Here is a 20,853-nt window from a genome sequence, read left to right on the forward strand (position 1 = left end):
TCGCGGTCGATGCGTTCCTCAAGCCTGCGCGCGTGGATGGTCCTCGCCGCAACGTCCGTCAGCCTCGCAGTGTTCGCAGGCCCCTTGGAGAAAGCCTTTGCGGCGCTCGAGGAGCACAACTACTTCCTGGCCCGGCAGATCCTCCGGAAGCAGGTCCGAAAGCACCCGTCAGCGGCATGGTACGGGCTCAGCATCATCGCCGGACGGGCGAACAACCCCTTTCACGACATCGACTCATGCTACGCTTACATCATGCGCGCCGATGCGGCATTCACCGTGGCGCCGGACAAGGAGCGCAAGCGCGTCGGCCGGGTGGGGGTGGACCATGCCGCCGTTGAGGCGCAGAAGACCCATGCTTTCCGCCTTGGCTGGGAGGTGGCGCGCAGCACCAACACCATCGCCGCCTACGACCGCTACATCCAGTCCTATGTCCAGAGCCCCTTCATCGCGGAGGCCACGCTCGTGCGCGATCACCTGGCCTTCCAAGCGGCGCGCGAGGCGAATTCCGCATCCGGCTACCAGGCCTTCCTGAACAGGTACCCGCACGCCCGCGAGGTGTACGAGGCCCGTACCCGGTTGAACCAGGCCATCTACCGGGAGTCCACCGCCGATGGCAACCTGGAGTCCTTCAAGGCATTCATCGAAGCGCATCCGGAGAGTCCCTATGTGCACCAGGCGGAGGATGAAGTATACCGCCTCTCCACGCCGGGACGCCTCGTCGCGGAGTATGCGGCATTCATTCGGGCCAACCCGCGGAACCGCCGGGTGAATGATGCTTGGCGCGCGATCTACGAGCAGTACACCCGCAACCTGAGCACCAATACCATTACCCGTTTCCTGCAGGATTTCCCGGAGTATCCTTTCGTCGAGGAACTGGTGGATGATTACAGGACCGCCAGCCTATTCCTGCTGCCTTTCCGGCGCGAGGGGAAGTGGGGCTACATCGATGAGGATGGCACCGAGCGTATCAAGGCCGTATATGAATGGGCCGAGCCGTTCCAAGGTCCCCAGGCCTTGGTGGGCGACGACGGCAGGGCCGGCAGCATCAATCGGTCGGGCCGCGTGGTGGTGCCCATTGAGTACGATGAGATCACCGAGCCGGTGGAAGGCACCAGTACGGTCGAGCGCTCGGGCCGCGTGGGGGCTGTGGATGCCAATGGCGACCTCGCGGTGCCGATGGTGTTCGAGGATGTGGGCGAATTCAGCGGCGGCCTGGCCTATGCTGCGCGCGACGGCCGATACGGATACATCAATGCCCGCGGCGAGGAGGTGATCCCTTTCCGTTTCGCCTCTGGCGGCACCTTTCGGAATGGCCTTGCCGTCGTTGAATTGGATGGATACTTCGGCGCCATCGACAGCCGTGGGAACACCGTGGTCCCCGCGGAGTACGACTGGGTGGAGGGATTCGAGGGCCCGGTGAGCCGCGTGCGCAAGGATGGCAAGGTGGGCCTGGTGAGCCCCTTCGGCGACCTGCTTGCACCGCTGCGGTACGACCACATCGGCCCTTTCCGCGACAGCTTGGCGCTCGTGGTGGAAGGCCGCAAGTGCGGCTACATCGATGCCTCCGGCGCCATCCGGATACCTGTGGAGTTCGAGGCGCCCGATGGCGTGGCGGGCTGGGGCGATTTCGAGGAGGGGCTCGCGGAGGTCCAGGTGGCCGGGAAGCGATGCCTGATCAACGCGCGCAATGAACGCGTATTCCCATGCGGATTCACGGACATCGGGCCGGCCACCGGGCCTCTGGTTCCGGTGAAGCGCAAGGCCCGATGGGGCTATGCGGACCGCAAAGGCCAGGTAATCGTCGACAACCGCTACGACCAGGCCGGCGAGATGCGTTCCGGTGTGGCACGGATCCGGCTCGGCGACCTCTACGGTCTCATCGACAGCACAGCGAAGGAGGTGGTGCCGCCGCTGTATGTGGCGCTGGCTCCCGTGGGCCATGGCCATTGGCAAGCCACTGCGGGAACGGGGGTGGGGATCATCGACCGCACGGGCAAACCGGTCGTTCCCTTGGTGTTCGATGGCGTGCGATTGGAGCGCGCCGACATCGCCCGGGTCGAGCGGAAGGACCGCTTTGCCTACATCCGCCTCACCGACGGGCGTGTCATCTGGAAGGAGGAGGGATTCGACGGGCCCTGATCACCGCAGAACCGTGACATGGCCGATGCGCTCCTCCGCTTGTGCGCCGGCATCCGTACGCGCCCGGAACCGCAGCTTCCAGACATAGACACCGTCCGGAACAGCAGTCCCGCCGGAGGTGCCATCCCAGGTCATCGCGGGGTCCGTCAGTGCCGCGATGCGCTCCCCCCAACGGTTGAAGATGTCCAGGGAGAAGTCGCGGTTCGGGCCGTCATACACCACTTGGAACAGATCATTGCGGCCGTCCCCGTTGGGCGTGAAGGTGTTGGGGACATGGATGTAGGGACCGCAGATGCCCTCAGTGACCGTGATCGAGGCCTCGGCATCGATGCAGGGGCCTGTCACCTGCACTACGTAGGTGCCGGGCGATGTGACCGCGATGGTCGGAGAGGACTCGCCCGTGCTCCAAGCGTGCTGCGCGGATGGGAGCCCGGTGGAGAGCACGAGTGGAGCGTCGGGACATAGCGTACTGTCCGTTCCGAGGCTTACCGATTCAACGCGCTCCAGGACCGCAACGGCAACGGCATCCGTGGCCATGCAACCCATAAGGCTAAGGACCACGCCGTAGTTGCCCGTCTGGGAAACCACGATGGAGTCGGAGGCCGCCCCTGTGCTCCACAGGATATCCGCACCGCCTGCCTCCACCCTTAGCACTGCGGAATCCCCCGCGCAAAGGGTGAGCGGAGCGCCGAGGTCAGGTAGGGGAAGGGGCACCACGGTCACCACAACGGTATCCGTAGCGAAGCACGCGGCCTCCTCCACATTGACCCAATAGGATCCCGAGGCATTCACCACGATGGAGGGCGCCGTGGCCCCGGTGCTCCACTGGTGCTCACCGGGCAGGCCGGTGGCCAGAGCCACTGACTCACCGGGGCAAAGCGTCTGGTCCGCCCCAAGGTCCAGGTCGCTGGGGTTGAAGATGCCCACGAACAGGTCATCGAAAGCTTCGCACCCATTCAGGTTCACGGACACCGAGTATGCGCCTGCTTCATCCACCAGGAGTGCGGGGCCTGTGGTGCCATCGCTCCAGAGGTAGGTGGCTCCCGCTTGGGCCGCACTCAACAGCAGCGATGCACCGGCGCAGAGGGTGGTATCAGGGCCCAGATCAGCAATGGGGGAGGGAAGGGCCTCCACCACGGCCTGGTCGGTGCTGCTGCACCCATTGATGGTGACGGTCACGCTCACTGCCTCCGCTTCATCGGTGGTGTAGGTAGAGGCGGTGCTTCCGTCGTGCCACAGGTAGGTGGCTCCCGGAAGGGTGGCATTGAAACTGGCCGAAGCGCCCGGGCAGATGGACTGGTTGCCGCCGATCTCCACCACCGGCAGGGGCTGGATCGTGACCTCCACCGCATCCGTAACGGTGCACGGCCCCACTGTCGCGGTGACCTCGTATGTACCGCTCTCGGTGACCGTCAGCTGGGCCGTGGTCGCCCCCGTATTCCAGCTGTAGGCTGCATTCGGAAGGGTGGCGTCCAGCACCACTTGGTCGCCGGCGCATGCCGCAATGCTCGGGCCCAGTTCAATGGCCCCGGGGTCGAGCACGCTGACGATCACGGTGTCCGTGGCCACGCAAGGCCCTTGGGTCACCACAACCCAAACGGTTGAGCTCGTGGCGACGTTGATGGTGCTGGTCGAGGCCCCGGTGCTCCAGTCGTAGGTAGCGCCGGGAATTCCCAGAGCGAAGACCACCTGGTTGCCTGCGCACAGCTGAACATCCGGCCCGAGGTCGAAGGCTGCAGGCGTTACCACTTGCACGTCCACAGCATCCGTGCTGGTGCATCCGTTCAGGTCGACGGTCACACTGTAGGTGCCGGCAGCACTGACTTGGAGGGTAGGGGATGCATCGCCTGTACTCCACAGGTATGTCGCGCCAGGGAAGCTGCCGTCCAGCACCACCGGCTCGCCTGAACAGAGTGTCAGGTCAGGCCCGAGGTCGACGGTCGGGGACGGATTAACCAGCACGGTGAGGGTGTCGCTCACCGTGCAGTTGCCTTGGGTCGCCTCAACCCAGTAGATGCCCGAGGTCCCTACGGTGATGCTGCCCGATGTGGCGCCCGTGCTCCAGGAATAGATGGCTCCCGGAAGCATAGCGTCCAGAACGACCTGCTGGCCATCGCAGATGGCCAGGTCGGGTCCAAGGTCGATGGCATCGGGCGTGGCTTCCACCACGGTGATTGCATCGGTCGCCGTGCATCCGGCGGCATTGGTGACCACCACGCTGTAGGCACCTCCCTGCGTGATCTCGATTGAGGGAGTGGTCTCCCCCGTGCTCCATTGGTAGCTCGCGGACGGCGAGTTCGCGTCGAGGGTGAGGGTCTCTCCCGTGCAGAGGGTCTGGTCGGGCCCCAGGTCCACGATCGGTGCAGCCACGGTGGAGATCTGAATGGCGTCGCTCACCGTACAGGTACCCTGCGTCACCGTCACCGAATAGCTGCCGGGATTGCCTATGGTGATCGTCGCGGTCTGCGCACCCGTGCTCCAGAGGTAGCTTGATGCCCCGGCTATGGTGGCATCCAGCACGAGCAGGTCCCCGTTGCAGATCACGGCGTCTGGGCCGAGGTTCACAGGGGTAGGGGAAGTCACGGTCACGGTGATTGCGTCCGTTGCCTGGCAGCCATTCGCGTCGGTCAGTTCAACGGCGACAATTCCGGCGGACCCCACCTGGTAAGTCGGACCCGTGCTGCCGTCCTGCCATAGGTAAGCCGCTCCGGCTTGGGTCACATCCAGGAGCACTTGGTCGCCGGGACAGAGGACCAGGTCGCCACCTAGATCGACTTGGGCGGAGGGGTGGGCGCCGATGACGATGGCGTCATCCGCCGAGCAGCCGTTCACCGTCACCTCCACGCTGTATGCGCCGGTGCCCGCCAGGAGGGTTGGCCCCGTATTGCCGGTGTTCCACAGGTAGGTGGCCCCTGGAGCGGTAGCATCGAGTATGGCCTGTTCCCCGGGGCAGAGACTGAAGTCGCTGCCCAAATCGACCGAGGGAAGGGGAGTTACCGCGAGCATGATGGTATCACGCACCGTGCAGCCATTCGTGGTGACGTCCAGCCAATAGGTCCCGGCCGCACCGGTTTGCAGGCTGCTCGCGGTTGCCCCTGTATTCCAGAGGTAGGTGGCGCCAGGGACGTTGGTGCTGAATATGGTCAGCTCTCCTTCGCAGATAATCTGATCCGGGCCCAGGTTGAAAACGGGCAGGGCGTGGTTACCTAGCGTCATCACATCGACTGTGGTGCAGCCATTGACGGTCACCTCAACGGCATAGACACCTGGGGTGCCAACCGTGATCGCCGAGGAGGTGGCGCCATTGCTCCAGAGGTAGGTAGCCCCGGGTACCGCAGCGTCCAGCGTAATGGTCTCGCCGGGGCAGATGGTCTGATCAGGCCCGATATCCACCACGGGAAGCGGGGTCACGTCCACATTCACCGCATCGGAGGCGCTGCATCCGTTGAGGTCAACCGTGACCCCATAGGTCCCTGGGGCGCCCACGGTCAGCACCGGATCCGTGGAACCGTCGCTCCAGAGGTAGGAGGCTCCCGGCAGCGTGGCATCCAGGAAAAGGAGGTCCCCCTCGCAGATGGACTGGTCCTGCCCCAGGTCGACGTTCGGCGTGGGATTGTAGGTGACTTCGGCCTCATCGTAGGCCGAGCAGCCGTTCACCGTAACCGTTACGCCGTAGATACCGGGGGCATCCACGCCATGGGTTGACCCCGTGCTTCCATCCATCCACAGGTAGGTGGCTCCGGGCGTGGTGGCATCGAAGCCGGTACTTTGACCGGAGCAAAGTGTCTGGTCCGGCCCCAGATCCACCACGGGGGTGGGATTGTAAGCGATATCGACGAGGTCTGACGCGGAGCACCCGTTGGCCGAGACGGTTACATCGTAGGTGCCGGGAGCGCTTACCGTGTACGTGGCGTTCGTGCTGCCGTCCTGCCACGCGTACGTGGCACCTGGCAGGGTGGCATCCAGAACCACCGACTGCCCGGTGCAAAGGGTTTGGTCGGGCCCCAAGTCGACCGCCGGGAGGGGGGTGACGAAGACATCCACTTGGTCCGTAAGCACCACGTTCGCTGAAATGGAGACATCATCGAAGCCGAAATCATTGCCGATTCCGTGGCCAGAGGATACCTGCACGCAGAAATCAGCCGAGGTGATGCCTGCCGGTGCTGTCCAAGTGGTGCTGAAGGTCTGCCAAACCCCCTGTGCACCTGGGGTGATGAAGTCCACGCCGGTCCACACGTTGTTCACGAACACCGCCAAGGTCGGATTCCCCTGGCCGGCCAGTGACGCGGCCCGGAAGGTCATCGTATAGGTCTGGCCTGGGCAAACGCTGATTGTCTGGCACCAGAACCGGAAGCCGGGATGCATCCATCCGGCATTCACCATCAGGAACGGGCCGTTCCCTGTCCCGCTCCATTGATTGTGGAAGGTGTTCGCATTTGATCCGATCCAGTAGTTGCCATCCGTGGTCAATGGCAACGTGTAGTTGAACATGGAGGAAAATCCCGTGTTGCCCGCACTGAAGTTGCCATTCACTGCCAGATTGCCCGTCGGGTAGCTCACCTGGCAGGTGTAGGTGCCGGCCGTTGAAACGGTGATGTTCTGGCTCGAAGCCCCGGTGCTCCATGCGTAGGACGGGAATCCCGGAGGCCCTTGCAGCTGCGCGGTCTGGCCGTCGCAGATGGTCGTATCGGGCCCCAAATCAATGGAGCAAACCTGGGCCGAAGCGGGTGGAATTCCGAAAAGGAGCGGAACGGCTCCCCATAACAGCCACTGTAATCCGCTGAGCTTCGGTCGATTCATTCTGAGCGCCGGTTCACAAAGGTCGGGCCATTCGGGTACTCCTCGGCGAATCTTGGCGAACTGCATTCAGCGGGCGATGAACACCCTATTGACGCCTTCCAGCCGCCATTCGTCCACCGAAGTGAAGACCCGCTCAAGGTTCGCCTTCACCTTGTCGCAACGGCGCCGGCTTGGACCATTGTAAGCCACTGTGTTGAAGCACAGTACGCCCTCGCACCGATTGCGGAGCGCGTGGGCGAAACCCATTGTATCCACCCCATTCGCAAGATCAAGGTCCGCGAAGAGGTCCACCACCACCAGGTCGAACCGTCCGGTCAGTCCATGGGCTTGGATTATCGCGTCCCCTTGGATGATTCTTAGCCCCGTGATGGCATCCAATTGGAAGTACCGCTGGGCCAGTTCCACCATCGCCGGGTCGATTTCCACGGCCGTAATCGGTGCCGCCACTCGGAGTTCTTGCCGGAGGATGCGTGCCACGCTGCCGCCCCCCAAGCCGAGCAGCAGTACATTCTGCGGGGGCGAATCCTTCAGGTTCAGCCGGTTGAAGACGGACTGCCACACCCGATGCAGGCTCCCGAACGATTGGTTTCCGCTGGGACTGTTGAGGACGAGCTGGCCGGCCTCATAACGCACCTCCAGCGGTCCATGCTTGCCCATCCGCTCTGCCACGGGTATGGGCCATGCCCAACTGAGCCACTTGGACCAAGGCCTTCGCATGCATCAAAGGTGCGGATCATGCAGCATGGTGCGCAGCACCGCCGGCCCAGACGATCTTAGCGGCATGAAGAAGCTTCTGGTGCTCGCCCTGCTGCTTGCCTTAGCCACGGCCGGTGCCGCGCAGACGGTCCATGAGTATGCATCGGTCGAATTCTCACCGGGCATTCGCAAGCTGGGCGTGTTCAGCACGGCAGCGCCTTCCAAGGTCATCGACCTGAAGACCGTGCACATGGGAAAGCGCGAACTGGACATGCTCTCCTTCTTCAAAGAGGTGCAGGACTTGGAGGGCCAAGGCTGGCAGGTGCTGAGCCAGGATGTGGTGGCGCTGGACAAGGGGGTGCACCTCTATGTCTGGACGCTGCGCCGACCGAAGAGCTGATCATCCGGCATCGCGGATCCGCTCGCCGCGCATACCTTCCGCACCGTGAAGGCAAAGGGCATTGGATCATTTCAGCTGCTGGATGGCCGTGCCTGCAGCGAGGCGCTCAAGGGTGTCATCGCCCATGAGGCCGCAGCGGTGACGGCCAGGAGGGGCAGGGCCCCGCATCTGGCCGCTGTGCTCGTGGGCGAGGACGGTGCCAGCAGGACGTACGTGGAGGCCAAGGTGAAAGCCTGCGCTGCCGTTGGCTTCCGCAGCACTTTGGTGCAGCTGCCCGGAAGCACCACCGAAGCGGAGCTCTTGGAACGGATCCAGGGGCTGAATCAGGATCCGGGACTGGATGGCTTCATCGTTCAGCTGCCCCTTCCCAAGCACATTTCAGCTGACCGGATCACATTGGCTATTCGGCCCGAGAAGGATGTGGACGGCTTTCATCCCGTGAACATCGGCAACATGGTGCTCGGGCACGACGGGTTCCTGCCCGCTACACCCAGCGGGGTCTGCGAACTGCTGAAGCACTTTGGCATCGAGACCGATGGCCGGCATTGCGTGGTGGTGGGGCGCAGCCACATCGTGGGGACACCGATGAGCATCCTGATGAGCCGGAATGCCGAGCCTGGCAATTGCACGGTGACCTTGGCTCATAGCCGGACCCGCGACCTGTCTTCCATCACCCGGCAGGCCGACATACTCATCGTGGCCGCGGGAAAGCCCGGAATGATCGGCGCGGCCATGGTGAAGGAAGGCGCCGTGGTGGTCGATGTGGGAATCCATCGCATCAAGGACGAGAGCCGCGCTTCGGGGTTCAGATTGGTGGGCGATGTACGATTCGATGAGGTGGCGCCCAAGTGCGCATGGATCTCTCCCGTTCCGGGAGGGGTGGGCCCCATGACCATCACCAGCCTGCTGCTCAACACCTTGAAGGCTGCGCGATAGCCTCGGCTCAGGCTCATCGGCGTTTCGTCGGAACCCCCGTCCTTTGCGGCATGCTTCGATTGCTCGTTGTCCCGGGCCTTCTCCTGGCCGCGGTTCCATCCAGCGGGCAGACGCCGATCTGCTCCATCCAAGGCAACGGCGCCAGCAGCCCGATGGCGGGCCAAACCATTACCGCAGTGGGCATCGTCACCGCTGTGTTTCCCGGCTCCGGGTCGCTCCAGGGCTTCTTCATGGAGGATCCAGGCTGCGATGCGGACAACCAGACCAGCAATGGCATCTTCGTCTATCAGCCGGGCGCCATCCCAGTTGTCCCGGGCCAGCGCGTCAGCGTGAGCGGCACGGTGGTGGAATTCCAGGGCCTAACGGAGATCGCGAGCGTAACGGGAATCACCGTGGTCGGTTCGGGTTCTGTTGCGCCTACGGACGTGAGTCTGCCCATTCCATCCGTGAATGACTGGGAGCGATTCGAGGGCATGCTCCTCCGGTTCCCCCAGCCGCTGATCGTGAACGGCAACGACGATTGGGCCCAGTACGGCGAGCTGACCTTGGCACCCTCCCGCCTGTATCACCCCACCGAGACCATCGATCCCAACGACCCTGTGGCCAGCGGCACAACCAGCACAGGGGGCATCAATGTGGCCGCCGTCAATGCCGCGGTGGATTTGCAGGCGAGGAGCGCCATCCTGCTCGATGACGGGATGACCGATTCCTACCCCGATCCGCTCCCATTCCTCGGTCCAGAAGGCACTGTCCGGTGCGGCAGTTCGATCACCGGGCTCACGGGCGTGATGCACTATGCCTTCTCCGCGTATCGTATCCAACCGACCGGTACGGTGCCGTTCCAGCACGCGTTACGCCCTACGGCACCATCAGTGGGAGGGGGACTGCGCGTGGCCTCTTGGAACGTGCGGAACTACTTCACGACGCTCGGGTCCAGCGGTGCCCAGTCCCCGTCGGAACTTGCCCGTCAGCGGACCAAGCTCGTCGCGGCCCTGCAAGCCCTCAATGCAGATGCAATCGTCCTCTGCGAGATGGAGAACAACTCCGCTGCTTGGCAGGATCTGCTCACCGGGCTCAACAGCGCCGTCGGTGCGGGCACCTACAGCGGCATCGATCATGAAGCACCCGGGTCGTATACCCGGTCGGTCATCTTTTACAAGCCATCCGTCCTCACAGCGGTCACCGCCACATTCGCCATCAATACGCCCACGTTCCAGCGGGCACACCTGACCCAAGGGTTCCAAGTGAATGCCACGGGCGGCCGCTTCCTTATCAGCACTGCGCACCTCCGCAGCAAGCTCTGCAACGATGCTTTCGGAGGCAACTTGGACCAAGGCGATGGTCAGGGCTGCTATAATGCACTGCGCCGGTCACAGGTACAGGAGCTCATGGGCCATTGGTCGGGCTTGCGGGCCAACACCTTCATCGCATCGCAGCTCATCGTGGGCGACTTCAATGCATACGACCAGGAGGACCCCATGGACCTGCTCCGGGCGAATGGCTACGTCGATCTCATCAGTGCGCTGCCGCAGCCGTGGACCTATCGGTTCGGCGACCGCTTCGGCTCACTGGATCATGCGTATGGCACGTCGGAGATGGCCGGTGCGATCACCGGCGCCGCCCCGTGGAACATCAATAGCGACGAGCCGCCCGCACTGGATTACAGGAGCTCGGCCTTGTTCCAGTCCGGTCCGTTCCGGAGCAGCGACCATGACCCCGTGGTCGTGAGCATAGATGCTGCCATGATACCGACCGGTATACCGGCTAACCCCGAGGCGCCCATCGTGCGATTCCGGTTCGACGGCATCCAGGGGCTAGCGGAGTGGGAGGGCGATGAGCCTTTCACGCTCGAAGTCTACGATGCCGCGGGCCGAGCGGTGATCCTACCCAGCCAGGCGCAGGGGCATCAACGCCGGGTCCGGCTCTCCGGTTTGTCGGCAGGAGCCTATGTGTGGCGCTGCAGGACCGCCGTAGGAAGTGGCACGGCCTTGGGACGCTTCGTGTCGCCCTGACTGCTAGTCCTGAAGGGCTTCCGCTCGCTTGATCTCCTGGTCAAGGATTTCATCCATCACCTTGAGTTCCTGTTCAGTCACCTTCGCATCCGTGCGGGCCTGCTTCTTCATGAACCGGAACATGGCCGCCTTCTTGATCTCGTAGGCCACATAAACCGTGTACTCTTGGCTGGTTTCATTGAAGAAGGTCTCTTCACCGACCTTTCGGAGATCGGCGAGGTCTGTGTTCATCACCTCCCGGATCAGGCTCTGGAACTTGTCCGCAACGTCCGCTGCGCGGGCATTCTCGGTCTGCCCCAAATACTGATCCGTGACGGCGCGCATGTTGGTGCCCACCTGAGCCGCCACCTGGTTCTTGGCGTCGATATCGGCCTTGCCCCGGGCAATGTTCTGCTTCACGCTGGCTCCTTGTCCCGTGCCGCGGAACCAGTTCGCGTTGCTCTCATACTTGTTACCGGAGAAGGGGGTCTTCACCTTCGTGCCTTGCGGACCGGCTTGCTTGCCCTTGCACGCGGGCAAGGAGGCCGCTCCGATCAGGATCATGAACAGGAGCGAGGGGAGTCGGAGGGTCTTCATAGCGATTGGGCTGAGGCCACATGTGAAGTGACCGATGGTTGGGCCAAGGTGTGAAAAATCCGTGCCGCGATGGGTGCCCCACTGATCTGGATCACTCATCTTTAGGTACCAAACCATCCTCCCATGAGAACCCTCAAGATCATCCTCATCCTCCTCGGCGCCTTGGTCCTGCTGGGCGTCATCCTAGTCGCGCTGGCCGAGCCAAGGTACCGCGTGGAGCGGAGCATCGTGGTGCATGCGCCAGCGGCAGCGGTCTATGCGAATCTGAGCAACCTGGCCGCCATGGACAAATGGGGACCTTGGAAGGAGGAGGAGCCCGACATGGTGGCCACCATTTCCGGTGCAGCGGATGGACAGGTCGGCGCCATCAGCCATTGGACGAGCAGTAAGAGCGAGGGCGAACAGGAGCTCGTTGAACTCGTTCCGGATCAGAGAGTAAGGACCAAGTTGCGCTTCATGAAGCCGTTCGCCTCGGAGAGCGCTGGGACCTTCGACTTGGAGGCCATGGGCGACAGCACGAGGGTCACCTGGGGCATGGAGGGGGAGAACGGCATACCCGGTCGCCTCTTCAGCCTGTTCATGGACATGGACAAGGCCATCGGGTCCATGTTCGAGAAAGGGCTGGCGAACCTCAAAGCCATCACGGAAAAGGAGCACGCGGATGCGGCGTCGGCGTTCCCCATCCAAGCGATCGATCGCCCGGCCATGCTCTACATCGGGAATCGGAAGCTGGTGAAGTGGTCGGAAATGAAGGCCTTCTTCACTGAACAATTCAGTGCAGGCATGGCTGCGCTCGGGAAGTCTGGATTGGCGCCGGCCGGTGCGCCGACCGCCATTTATTTCGAGTGGAACGAGGCCGATCAGACGGCTGACATGATTGCCGGCATACCGGCTCCGATGGAAGCCAAATCGAGGCTCAAGGGAGTGGATCTGTACGAGACCCCCGCCAGTAGAGCGTTGATCATCGACTACACGGGCGGCTATGCTGGAATCGGGAAGGCCCATGAGGCATTGGATGCGCACATGAAGGCCGCCAACCTGGAGTTCAATGCGAATGTCCTGGAGGAGTACATCACCGATCCCGGCAGTACCCCGGATAGTGCGCAATGGCACACCAACGTGGTTTATCTGGTGAAGTAAGCCAGCGCTGTTGATGAAAGCCGAAGCCCGGGCCATCCCCGGGCTTCGGGATCCATGGAAATTCGGCTGTGATGCTGCGCATCAGCTACTGCCCGTACCGCCTGCTGTTCAAACGGCCATTCGGCACCTCACACGGGGAGCGGAATGGCACGGACAGCCTCTTCATCCGCATCCGATTCGATGGAATAACCGGTTTCGGTGAGGTTACATTACCCCCTTACGTTCAGGAGGATGTCGTCGGAAGCGTGCGTGCGCTCTTGAGCATTGCAGGTCAGGGGGTTTGGGACATGCATGGTCTGATGGCATCCCTTGACCGCCTTCCGGAGTTGAAGGAAAGACCTGCGCTGCGGGCAGGTCTCCACATGGCCTTGGTGGATGCCTCGAGCAGGAAGATACAGGAACCTATTCACCAACTGGTGGGCGCAGCAAACCCCAAGAAGAGTTTGATGCTCATGACCTTGGGCATCTGCCCGCTGGATGAGGTTCCAGAGCGGCTGCGCGAACTTCCCGATACCGGTGCCCTGAAGCTGAAAGTGGGTGATGATGAGGGCCTCGCCAGGACCCAGGTGGTCATGGCCAGCTCTTCGGCCCGGATCCTCTTGGATGGCAATCAAGGACTGAGGTCCGTCCAAGAAGCTTCAGAGCTGGTCCGGGTGATCGGGGCCGATCGGTTATTGGGATTTGAGCAACCTTTCGAAGCGACCGATCGTGAGCGGTCGGCATCCTTGGCACGCGAAGCCGACTGCGTGATCTATGCCGATGAAGCCATTCAGGGATTGGCGGACCTCGAAGCCGAGGTAGGCATATTCCAAGGGGTGAACCTGAAACTCATGAAGTGCGGCGGCCTGGACAAGGCAGCGGCTATGGCGCGTTTGGCACAGAGACAGGGAAAGACGATCATGCTCGGCTCGATGAGTGAGAGCAGCTTGGGCTGCACCGCCATGGCGCATCTTTCCGGATGCGCCGAATGCCTGGACTTGGATGGCCCATGGCTGCTGCGCAATGATCCTTGGGCTGGCTTATCGCTGAGCCAAGGCCAGTTGGTAATGCCCGCTGGACTAGGCCTCGGGGTTGAGCCGGTCAGCGAACTGCCTTGGATTGACGCATAATTTATACTTCCGTAACCTGCACCGGCCTGGGCTACAGGCCGCAACGGGCGCGGCATGCAAGCGGCCTCGGGGCATGATGCAAAGCGCCTAGGCCCTTTGCACGGCTGCGCGCTGTTGCTGGCTTGCGGCTTGCCGGTCATGGGCTCAGCGCTTGCGCTCCAGTTCGTCCATGCGGCGCTCCAGGTCCTCGATGCGGTCCTCGATGTAGCGGCGCCGATAGTTTCCGGGCGGGTCCGCCGTTACGGTGGTGGCGGGCTCGGCATCGGCGCCTGGCTTGGGCGCTGGTGCGCTGAGCAGCTGCACCACCGTTAGGCCCATGGCCTCGGCCACGCGGCGCAGGAAGTCGTAGCGCTCGCTTCCGCGCTGGAAGATGCCGTAGTAGCTGCCGTTGGTCATGCCAAGGCGCTTGATCAGCCAGTCGGCCGGCAGCTTGCGGGCCGCCAGGTGCCGCTCGATGGCCAGCTGGGCCTCGGTCTTGCCCTTCTGGTCTTGATTCCGCGATGAAAGTCGCTTTTCCACGATCACCTGTTGAGAAGTAAAAGTCTCGGTTACACGACCTTGTGGGTCTCGAATCCATTACTTCGCCATCACCAAAATAGGTCATCAAATGCCCGTTAAGACCAACCACACAGCACAAAGTGCCGCCACTATTGGACTGTGGCCCAAGCTGGCGGAGCTCTACAGCGTTTATCAAAGCGCGCCCGGGGCACTCCGGCTTGACACCGAACGCGCGCCAATCAGGCTGGAAGCGCTCATGCGGCTCACCGATGCCGGCGAGCGCACCCGGCTCCTGGACAAGTACGGTTGGAGTCTCAGCGCCTGGCGCAAGTGGTGCGCCCGGCCGGTGAACCTGCCGGCGCCACTCTTGGGCGACATCATCGCCTATTGGGAGCATCGCACCGGCGAGACTATCCCGGTGGCCGAAGTGTGGATGCCCCTCAACGACTGAAAGCCCCCCCCCTGGCCATGCTCAACATCACCAAGGCCCCCATCGAGGGCACCTACGCCATCCACGGCATCACCTACGCCCAGCTTGTGCTGCTGCGCGACTTTTTCATGCTCGGGTGCGAGCGCATCCAGCACGGCCTGGCCGACAACGGCGGCCTGCCCCGCAACGAGGATGAGGCCGCCGGCGCCGCCTTCGCCCAGGACCTCTACCTGAAGCTCCGCGATGCGGCCCGCCGATGAAAGTGGAGCGCACAGCCGATAGCCTCGGCACCAGCTACGACCTGCTCGGCCTCACGCCCGCCCAGATGGAGTGCATCATTCAGGCCCTGCGCCGCGATGCCGCCAACCTGCGCCGCGAGGTGGCCGGCTATGAAGGCACCCTGTTGGGCCGCCGTGTAACGGAGGCCGCCATTGAACGCAAAGAGGAGATCATCAACACCATCAACGCCGCACTGCGATGAACCTGAGCCTCACCACCGCCAGCACTGGCAACGGAAAATGCTACACCCTGGCCTACGACTGCCTGGGCGAGCCTACCGAATCGAGCATGGAAACCACCCGCTCCGGCAGCGAAGAGCGCCGCCTGATCGTGGGCACCCTGCTCGTTCACGCATTCACCCGTAAGGCCGACCGTTTCGTGGCCACCGGCATGGACCTGGTGGCGCCCAACGATGGCGACCTGCGCGCCATGGCCGACAAGTGCGCGCACCTCGTCATCTGGCTCGACGAGGGATCGCACAGCAGCGCCGAGGCCCTGGAGGCCATCCGCAGCCGCCTGCCCCTCTTTGTGCGCCTGGTTGGGCACAAGGAGAGCATCAACCACGGCATGCGCCGCAGCGAGTGGCTGCAGCTCAACGACCTGGCCGCCCTCATCGGCCGCGTGGTGGAGGGCGAGGATGTATTCACCCAGTCCGGCCAGCTGAAGGCCGCCTAGCCATGAGCAGCCCGCAGCACCAGCCCGTTACGCACGAGCTGAAGATCTGGACCACCTTCTACGAACCACTGGCCAGCGGCCTGAAGCCATTTGAGGTGCGCCGCAACGACCGGCATCCGCGCTTCGAAGTGGGCGACATCCTGCGCCTGCGGGAGTGGCGCGTGGGCGCCCAGGAATACACCGGCCGCGAGTGCCTGCGCACCATCGCCTACATCCTGGCCGGTGGCCAGTTCGGCATTGAGCAGGGCTATGTGGTGCTCGGCTTCGAGCCGCAGCCCGCACCGCACCGGAACCAGTATGACGAGCTCATCCACTTCGTGCAGTGGCTGGCCGAGGCAGACCCCGTTGTGGGCCTTCGCCCTATGGCGCCATCGCCGGAGGCCGTCGCTGCATACTGCCGCGCCTTCAGCATCCCAATGCCCGCGGGAGCATGATCGACAAGCGCAGCATCGACGACCTGCTGGCCATGGTGCGGCTGGATGAGGTGGCCAATCACCTGGGCCACGGGCTTACCGTGAAGCGCGGCTATGCCCGCGGCAACTGCCCGGTGTGCAACGGCGCCGACAAGAAGACCAAGGAGCCCTTCAGCATCAACATGAAGGAGGGCTACTGGAAGTGCTTCAAGTGCGACTTCAAGGGCAATCGCGCCGTGAAGTACCTGCACGCCACCAAGGGCCTGGAGTGGCTGGATGCCATCAAGTGGCTGGCCGACTTCTACAAGGTGGAGCTGGCCCAGGCCACCCCCGGCGCCGAAAGCGGCGACACCGAGGCGCATGCCTACTTCCACCAGCGCATGGGCGAGCTAGGCTATGACCCCGCCAAGCCCGAAGAGAAAGGCCTGTTCCGCCCGCGCAGCGATGGCGGCATAGACATCCACTATCCGGCACTGCAGGCCGGCGCCTGGCAGGAGGTGGATGGCAAGCCATTCGTGCGCACCCGCCTGCACCCCACGCGCTGCACGCCCAGCCAGAAGTACAGCCAGAGCAGCGGCAGCGGCATCCACATCTTCATTCCGCCCGTGGTGGTGGCCGACTACCTCGCCGGGGTGGAGTGGCCCGCCATCGCCGTGGTGGAAGGCGAGTTCAAGGCCTACGCGGCCGCGGAGCCGGGGCGGCCTGTGGTGGGCATCGGCGGCATCGACCTCTACAACGCGGCCAAGGGCGATCGCACCCTGCACCCCGACCTGGAGGCCCTGCTGAGCCGTGCCAAGTGCGTGCATCTGGTGCACGATGCCGATGCCATGCAGGTGAAGTGGGACCCGGTGGCCGAGCCCGACAAGGACCTGGGCAAGCGCCTGCGCAAGTTCGCCGGCGCCGTAACCGGCTTCCGCAGGGCCGTGGGAACACTGGTGCCCAGGGTATGCTACCGCACCATCCGCAGCCCGTGGATCGCCACCGCCAAGGGCCTGGACGACCTGCTGCGCGTGGAGGACCGCGCCGCCGTGCTCGATCACCTGTGGGATGCCCAGCGCGCCAACAGCCACTTCGACCTGTACGACCTTACCGATGCCGACTGGCAGGAGGTGAACCGCATCTTCCGCATCAAGCTCAGCTACAACGTCCCCACGGACTTCTACGACAAGTACCAGGCGCTCATCGGGCAGCGTGAATTCCGCTTCCTGGGCGGCCGCTATCAGTACCGCGAGAAGTTCGACGTGAAGAGCGGCGCCACGGTGATGGGCCTGGAGCAGCTGGAGCACCCGGACAGCAAGCGCTTCGTGGCCGTAGGCACCGACTGGTACAAGCGCTGTTACCGCCTGGATGAGAACAACAAGCCCGTGCCCTACCTCGAGCACTGGAGCGAGAGCCGCCTGAAGCTCGATTACGTGCGCCGCGGGGTGCCGAAGTTCCTGGAGACGGTGGAGCATTTCGATGGCTTCACCAATCACCCCGGGCACCACGAGGACTACAAGGCCACCGTGATCGTGCAGCCCGAAGAGTTCGGCCCCGTCACCAAGCTCTACAACCGTTACGCCCAGCTCACCCATCCGGTGCGCAAGGGCGGCATACCCAACATTCAGCGCTACCTGAAGCACGTCTTCGGCACGCACAAGGTCTTCACCCTTGCCGCTGACGGCACCGTCCTGGCCGAGAGCGAGGCCTGGGAGGTGTACATGGACCGCTGGACAATCATGTACCGCATGCCCTGGGTGAAGCTGCCGGCCGTGGTGCTGGTGAGCGAAGAGTTCAACACCGGCAAGAGCACCCTGCTCTGGCTCAACCTGGCCATGTGGCAGCAGAACGCCGTGGTGATCGGCGGCGAGGCGTTCACCAGCAACTTCAACGCCCACTGGGTGGACAAGAAGTACGTGGGCGTTGACGAGGCGCTGATCCACAAGCGCGAGGACACCGAGAAGGTGAAGAGCCTGATCACCGCGCCCACCACCCAGCGCCGCGGCATGTACAAGGACAGCGAGGCCGCCACCAACTTCACCACCTTCGACCTTACCAGCAACAACGAGGACGGCAGCATCAACATCGGCGAGAACGAGTACCGCTACTGGGTGGTGCGCGTGCCCAAGCTGAGCGATGCGGAGAAGGATCCCGAGCTGCTGAGCAAGATGATCGCCGAGCTGCCCGCGCTCTTCTACGAGCTGCGGCACCGCGCCATCATCCACCCCAATCGCGACCGCCTCTGGTTCGCCGACAGCGTGCTGGAAACGGAAGCCCGCCAGCGCGTGGCGGCCGCCAGCGTGCCCTATCCCCAGCGCATGATCGCCGAGTTCGTGAACGATGCGATGTACGAACACCAGTGGCCCGAGCTCATCTTCACCCGCAAGCAGATCACCGAGGGCGTCAACAAGGTAGCCAGCCAGCGCATCGGCCTGCACGAGGTGGGCAAGCACCTGCGCATGATGAAGCACGTGGGCTTCTTCAAGGGCTGGGCGCGCAAGCCGCGCACCTACGCCCAGCGCAAGGAGAGCGGCATACTGGCCGACGAGCCGCTGAGCCAGGAGTGGTGGGTGTTCCGCGCGCACGACTTCGTAGGCGCCGAGCTGGCCGAGAAGTGGCGCGAGGATGCCGCTGCCGAATGGGTCAACAACGCCAAGAACGCCGACATCCTGGGCAAGCGATCGGCCGAGGGCACGCTGCCCGTGTACTTCAAGAGCCAGGAGCGCTACCAGGCACGCCAACCCGTGGAAGCATGAACCCCAAGGCATTCCGCAATCATGGCGAGTGGCTGGTGCTGGCCAAGGACCTGCAGCCCGGCGACCGCATCAAGCCGCTCTTCCGCAGCGAAGTGGAAGAGGTGGCCGCTGTTGAACTGTACGGCATAAGCGCCAGCATCACCTTCGTGAGCGGCGCCGCCGGCAGCGTGATGAACCAGAGCCAGCGCGTGGCGCTGCAGGGCGTGGGCAAGGTGAAGGCCAAGGCCAAGCCCAAGAAGCCTGACGTGCCGAGCACGGCATCGGTAAAGGACGCGCGCGCGGATGCAATGGCGCAGTTGCACCAAGACTTGTATGGAGAGCTTGACGAGTACGCCGGCATAACGCCACCTGCGCCGGTTGCCCTCTGGAAACCACACCCCGAGCACCCGGGCACCACATTGCCCAGGGACTGGCAGCACCCCAATAGACCCGAACTGAAGGGCTGGAACTGGTACCCTGTTGTGCAGCACGACGTTGAGCCTGTCCATATCATCCAGGTGGGAAAGAGTTGCATGGCTCAAGTGGAAGTATGCCAGCAGGATGGCTGCTGGGTAGAGGGCATTGATTACCGCATGGTGGACGGTGGCGGTGGCTACGCGCCTGGGCGTACTGGTGGCGAGCATCCGAGCGCCGTGCATGCGGAGCTATATGGGTGGGAAAGTGTTGTCAGGTCGATCGGCCGGCATCCAGAGAGCTCCAGGAACGCCAAGGATAGCCTGAAGCTGGTGGACGCCGTGAAGACCCGCATCCATGAGTTGCGCATGGCGCTTGGCATGCCTGCAGAAGCACCTGCAGCGCCGGCCGCACCCCTCGTTCCTGCCAAGCCCAAGCGCCAGGCCAAGCGCAGGAAGCCCCGCCAACTGGGCGACCTGCTGCCCGGCGGCGAGCTGGTGGCCGACCCCGCCAATGCCCTGCTGGAGCTCCACGACCAGGCCAACGGCGCACCGGCTCCGCAGCCGGCGCCAAGGGTAGACCATGTGCAGGTGTTCCATTGGCCCACCCCGCCCGTGGCCGTTGAGCGCCCCGCCAAGCTCTGGGACGTGGTGAGCGCCATCTACCCCACCAAGCCCCAGCGTGAGGCCGCCAAGCGCCGCCTGCGCACGCTCACCAACAAGCTGCAGCGCCTGCCCGATGCCGAGCGCCGCGCATTCCTCCAACACCTCAACACCCTTTTCCCATGAAGTTCAACCTGAAGGCCGACAAGATCGAGCTGGAGTTCAGCGACGATCAGCCCATCGTGGTGCATCCGGAGCCCCGCCGTTTCGTGGCCGACGTGCTCAACCGCCTGGTGAGGGCCGGCAAGCTGAAGCCCGAGGATGCCGCCAGCGCCCAGCACGAAGCCGAGCAAGCCCAGCAGCCATGAGCCTCAGCCTCTGCCCCTGTTGCAACAAGCTGGTGCCGCCCTCGCACTTCCGCCGGGCGTGGAGCCGCGAGGACCTGGCCGAACTGCTCAACAGCCCGCAGTTCCTGGGTATGATGCGCAGCGCCATCAAGGCCGAGCTGCTGGCCACGGCGCCAACGGAGCAGCTAGGGCCAGAGCGCTACTTCGTCAAGCTGGTGCCACCAGGCTGGTGGACCAACGAGCAGGCCGCCGCCGAGCTGCGCAAGGCGCACCCATCGGCCACCCGCTTCACCCAGCGCAGCATCGACAAGCTCATCTGCATGGGCCGCGTGGAGGGCGGCAAGGGCTTCGTGCTGGCCAGCAGCATGCAGGCCTACATACAGCGCTACGATGCCGCCCGCGGCGTGCGCCGCAGCCGTCAACGCAAAGAAGAGCTTCAGCGATGAGCATCACCACAGACATCAACACCTTGGCGGCCATCGCCGCCATTTGCACCACCTGCGTGGCCATCGTGCTGGTGCGCACCAGCTACCAGCTGGCCAGGCTGCGCCATGCGGCAGCCAGCGCCGCCCAGTGGGACCGACTGCAGCGCGATGTGGTGCAGGAAGTCATCAACCGCAACCGCCCGGTGCAGGTAAGCGCCGATGGCATCACCATCAACCCCAAGTAGCGC

At 63.7% G+C, this 20,853-nt stretch carries 20 protein-coding genes; 16 read left to right on the top strand and 4 right to left on the bottom strand.

All coding sequences use genetic code 11. The annotated features are described in order from the left end of the window. Positions 1 to 9 precede the first annotated feature (9 nt). A complete protein-coding gene (locus QY325_04140) occupies positions 10 to 2,139 on the top strand; it encodes a WG repeat-containing protein (GenBank protein ID WKZ67120.1) in 2,130 nt (709 codons plus the stop codon). Here QY325_04140 and QY325_04145 read toward each other — a convergent pair whose 3' ends face one another. Next, complete coding sequence (locus QY325_04145; protein WKZ67121.1) at positions 2,140 to 6,837, bottom strand: gliding motility-associated C-terminal domain-containing protein; 4,698 nt, start codon at positions 6,835 to 6,837, stop codon at positions 2,140 to 2,142. A 168-nt stretch (positions 6,838 to 7,005) separates the two neighbouring features. Next, on the bottom strand, positions 7,006 to 7,596 hold the full coding sequence (locus QY325_04150) for a fused MFS/spermidine synthase (GenBank protein ID WKZ67122.1): 591 nt from the start codon (positions 7,594 to 7,596) through the stop codon (positions 7,006 to 7,008). A gap of 124 nt (positions 7,597 to 7,720) precedes the next feature. Between QY325_04150 and QY325_04155 the strand changes: the two genes are divergently transcribed. From QY325_04155 to QY325_04165, 3 genes are read left to right on the top strand one after another with little or no spacing between them, the layout of a single operon-like run. Further along, a complete protein-coding gene (locus QY325_04155) occupies positions 7,721 to 8,035 on the top strand; it encodes a hypothetical protein (GenBank protein WKZ67123.1) in 315 nt (104 codons plus the stop codon). A gap of 45 nt (positions 8,036 to 8,080) precedes the next feature. Continuing rightward, positions 8,081 to 8,971: a bifunctional 5,10-methylenetetrahydrofolate dehydrogenase/5,10-methenyltetrahydrofolate cyclohydrolase gene (locus QY325_04160; GenBank protein WKZ67124.1), complete on the top strand. Its 891-nt coding sequence runs from the start codon at positions 8,081 to 8,083 to the stop codon at positions 8,969 to 8,971. Between the two features lie 50 nt (positions 8,972 to 9,021). Continuing rightward, positions 9,022 to 10,983, top strand: a complete 1,962-nt coding sequence (locus tag QY325_04165) for an ExeM/NucH family extracellular endonuclease (protein ID WKZ67125.1) — start codon at positions 9,022 to 9,024, stop codon at positions 10,981 to 10,983. A 3-nt stretch (positions 10,984 to 10,986) separates the two neighbouring features. Here the strand turns inward: QY325_04165 and QY325_04170 are convergent, their stop codons facing one another. Further along, positions 10,987 to 11,658 (bottom strand): hypothetical protein, encoded by a 672-nt coding sequence (locus QY325_04170; GenBank protein WKZ67126.1) that lies wholly within the window; start codon positions 11,656 to 11,658, stop codon positions 10,987 to 10,989. 24 nt (positions 11,659 to 11,682) lie between these two features. Between QY325_04170 and QY325_04175 the strand changes: the two genes are divergently transcribed. Both QY325_04175 and QY325_04180 read left to right on the top strand, forming a co-directional pair. Continuing rightward, entirely contained in the window at positions 11,683 to 12,699 is a 1,017-nt protein-coding gene (locus QY325_04175; protein ID WKZ67127.1) for an SRPBCC family protein, read from the top strand. Positions 12,700 to 12,770: 71 nt separating this feature from the next. Then, complete coding sequence (locus QY325_04180) at positions 12,771 to 13,808, top strand: enolase C-terminal domain-like protein (protein ID WKZ67128.1); 1,038 nt, start codon at positions 12,771 to 12,773, stop codon at positions 13,806 to 13,808. A gap of 144 nt (positions 13,809 to 13,952) precedes the next feature. Here QY325_04180 and QY325_04185 read toward each other — a convergent pair whose 3' ends face one another. Beyond that, positions 13,953 to 14,327, bottom strand: coding sequence for a hypothetical protein (locus tag QY325_04185; protein WKZ67129.1), 375 nt, complete (start codon positions 14,325 to 14,327; stop codon positions 13,953 to 13,955). 88 nt (positions 14,328 to 14,415) lie between these two features. Here QY325_04185 and QY325_04190 point away from each other — a divergent pair, with 88 nt between their 5' ends. From QY325_04190 to QY325_04235, 10 genes are read left to right on the top strand one after another with little or no spacing between them, the layout of a single operon-like run. Further along, positions 14,416 to 14,757, top strand: a complete 342-nt coding sequence (locus tag QY325_04190) for a hypothetical protein (GenBank protein WKZ67130.1) — start codon at positions 14,416 to 14,418, stop codon at positions 14,755 to 14,757. Between the two features lie 17 nt (positions 14,758 to 14,774). Next, entirely contained in the window at positions 14,775 to 14,996 is a 222-nt protein-coding gene (locus tag QY325_04195) for a hypothetical protein (protein ID WKZ67131.1), read from the top strand. Beyond that, positions 14,993 to 15,217: a hypothetical protein gene (locus QY325_04200; GenBank protein ID WKZ67132.1), complete on the top strand. Its 225-nt coding sequence runs from the start codon at positions 14,993 to 14,995 to the stop codon at positions 15,215 to 15,217. Before QY325_04195 ends, QY325_04200 begins: the two co-directional genes overlap by 4 nt. After that, entirely contained in the window at positions 15,214 to 15,690 is a 477-nt protein-coding gene (locus QY325_04205) for a hypothetical protein (protein ID WKZ67133.1), read from the top strand. The genes QY325_04200 and QY325_04205 overlap by 4 nt, the downstream gene beginning before the upstream one ends. Positions 15,691 to 15,692: 2 nt before the next feature. Beyond that, positions 15,693 to 16,124 (top strand): ASCH/PUA domain-containing protein, encoded by a 432-nt coding sequence (locus QY325_04210; protein ID WKZ67134.1) that lies wholly within the window; start codon positions 15,693 to 15,695, stop codon positions 16,122 to 16,124. Further along, on the top strand, positions 16,121 to 18,838 hold the full coding sequence (locus tag QY325_04215; GenBank protein WKZ67135.1) for a DUF5906 domain-containing protein: 2,718 nt from the start codon (positions 16,121 to 16,123) through the stop codon (positions 18,836 to 18,838). The genes QY325_04210 and QY325_04215 overlap by 4 nt, the downstream gene beginning before the upstream one ends. Further along, positions 18,835 to 20,019, top strand: coding sequence for a hypothetical protein (locus tag QY325_04220; GenBank protein ID WKZ67136.1), 1,185 nt, complete (start codon positions 18,835 to 18,837; stop codon positions 20,017 to 20,019). Before QY325_04215 ends, QY325_04220 begins: the two co-directional genes overlap by 4 nt. After that, positions 20,016 to 20,201 (top strand): hypothetical protein, encoded by a 186-nt coding sequence (locus QY325_04225; protein WKZ67137.1) that lies wholly within the window; start codon positions 20,016 to 20,018, stop codon positions 20,199 to 20,201. Before QY325_04220 ends, QY325_04225 begins: the two co-directional genes overlap by 4 nt. Continuing rightward, the gene (locus QY325_04230) at positions 20,198 to 20,626 is read left to right on the top strand and encodes a hypothetical protein (protein WKZ67138.1); all 429 of its coding nucleotides are present in this window, start codon (positions 20,198 to 20,200) and stop codon (positions 20,624 to 20,626) included. The genes QY325_04225 and QY325_04230 overlap by 4 nt, the downstream gene beginning before the upstream one ends. Continuing rightward, the gene (locus tag QY325_04235) at positions 20,623 to 20,850 is read left to right on the top strand and encodes a hypothetical protein (GenBank protein WKZ67139.1); all 228 of its coding nucleotides are present in this window, start codon (positions 20,623 to 20,625) and stop codon (positions 20,848 to 20,850) included. The genes QY325_04230 and QY325_04235 overlap by 4 nt, the downstream gene beginning before the upstream one ends. Positions 20,851 to 20,853: the final 3 nt, after the last annotated feature.

This window comes from Flavobacteriales bacterium (assembly GCA_030584065.1).
In the GTDB taxonomy this organism is placed as follows: domain Bacteria; phylum Bacteroidota; class Bacteroidia; order Flavobacteriales_F; family PHOS-HE28; genus PHOS-HE28.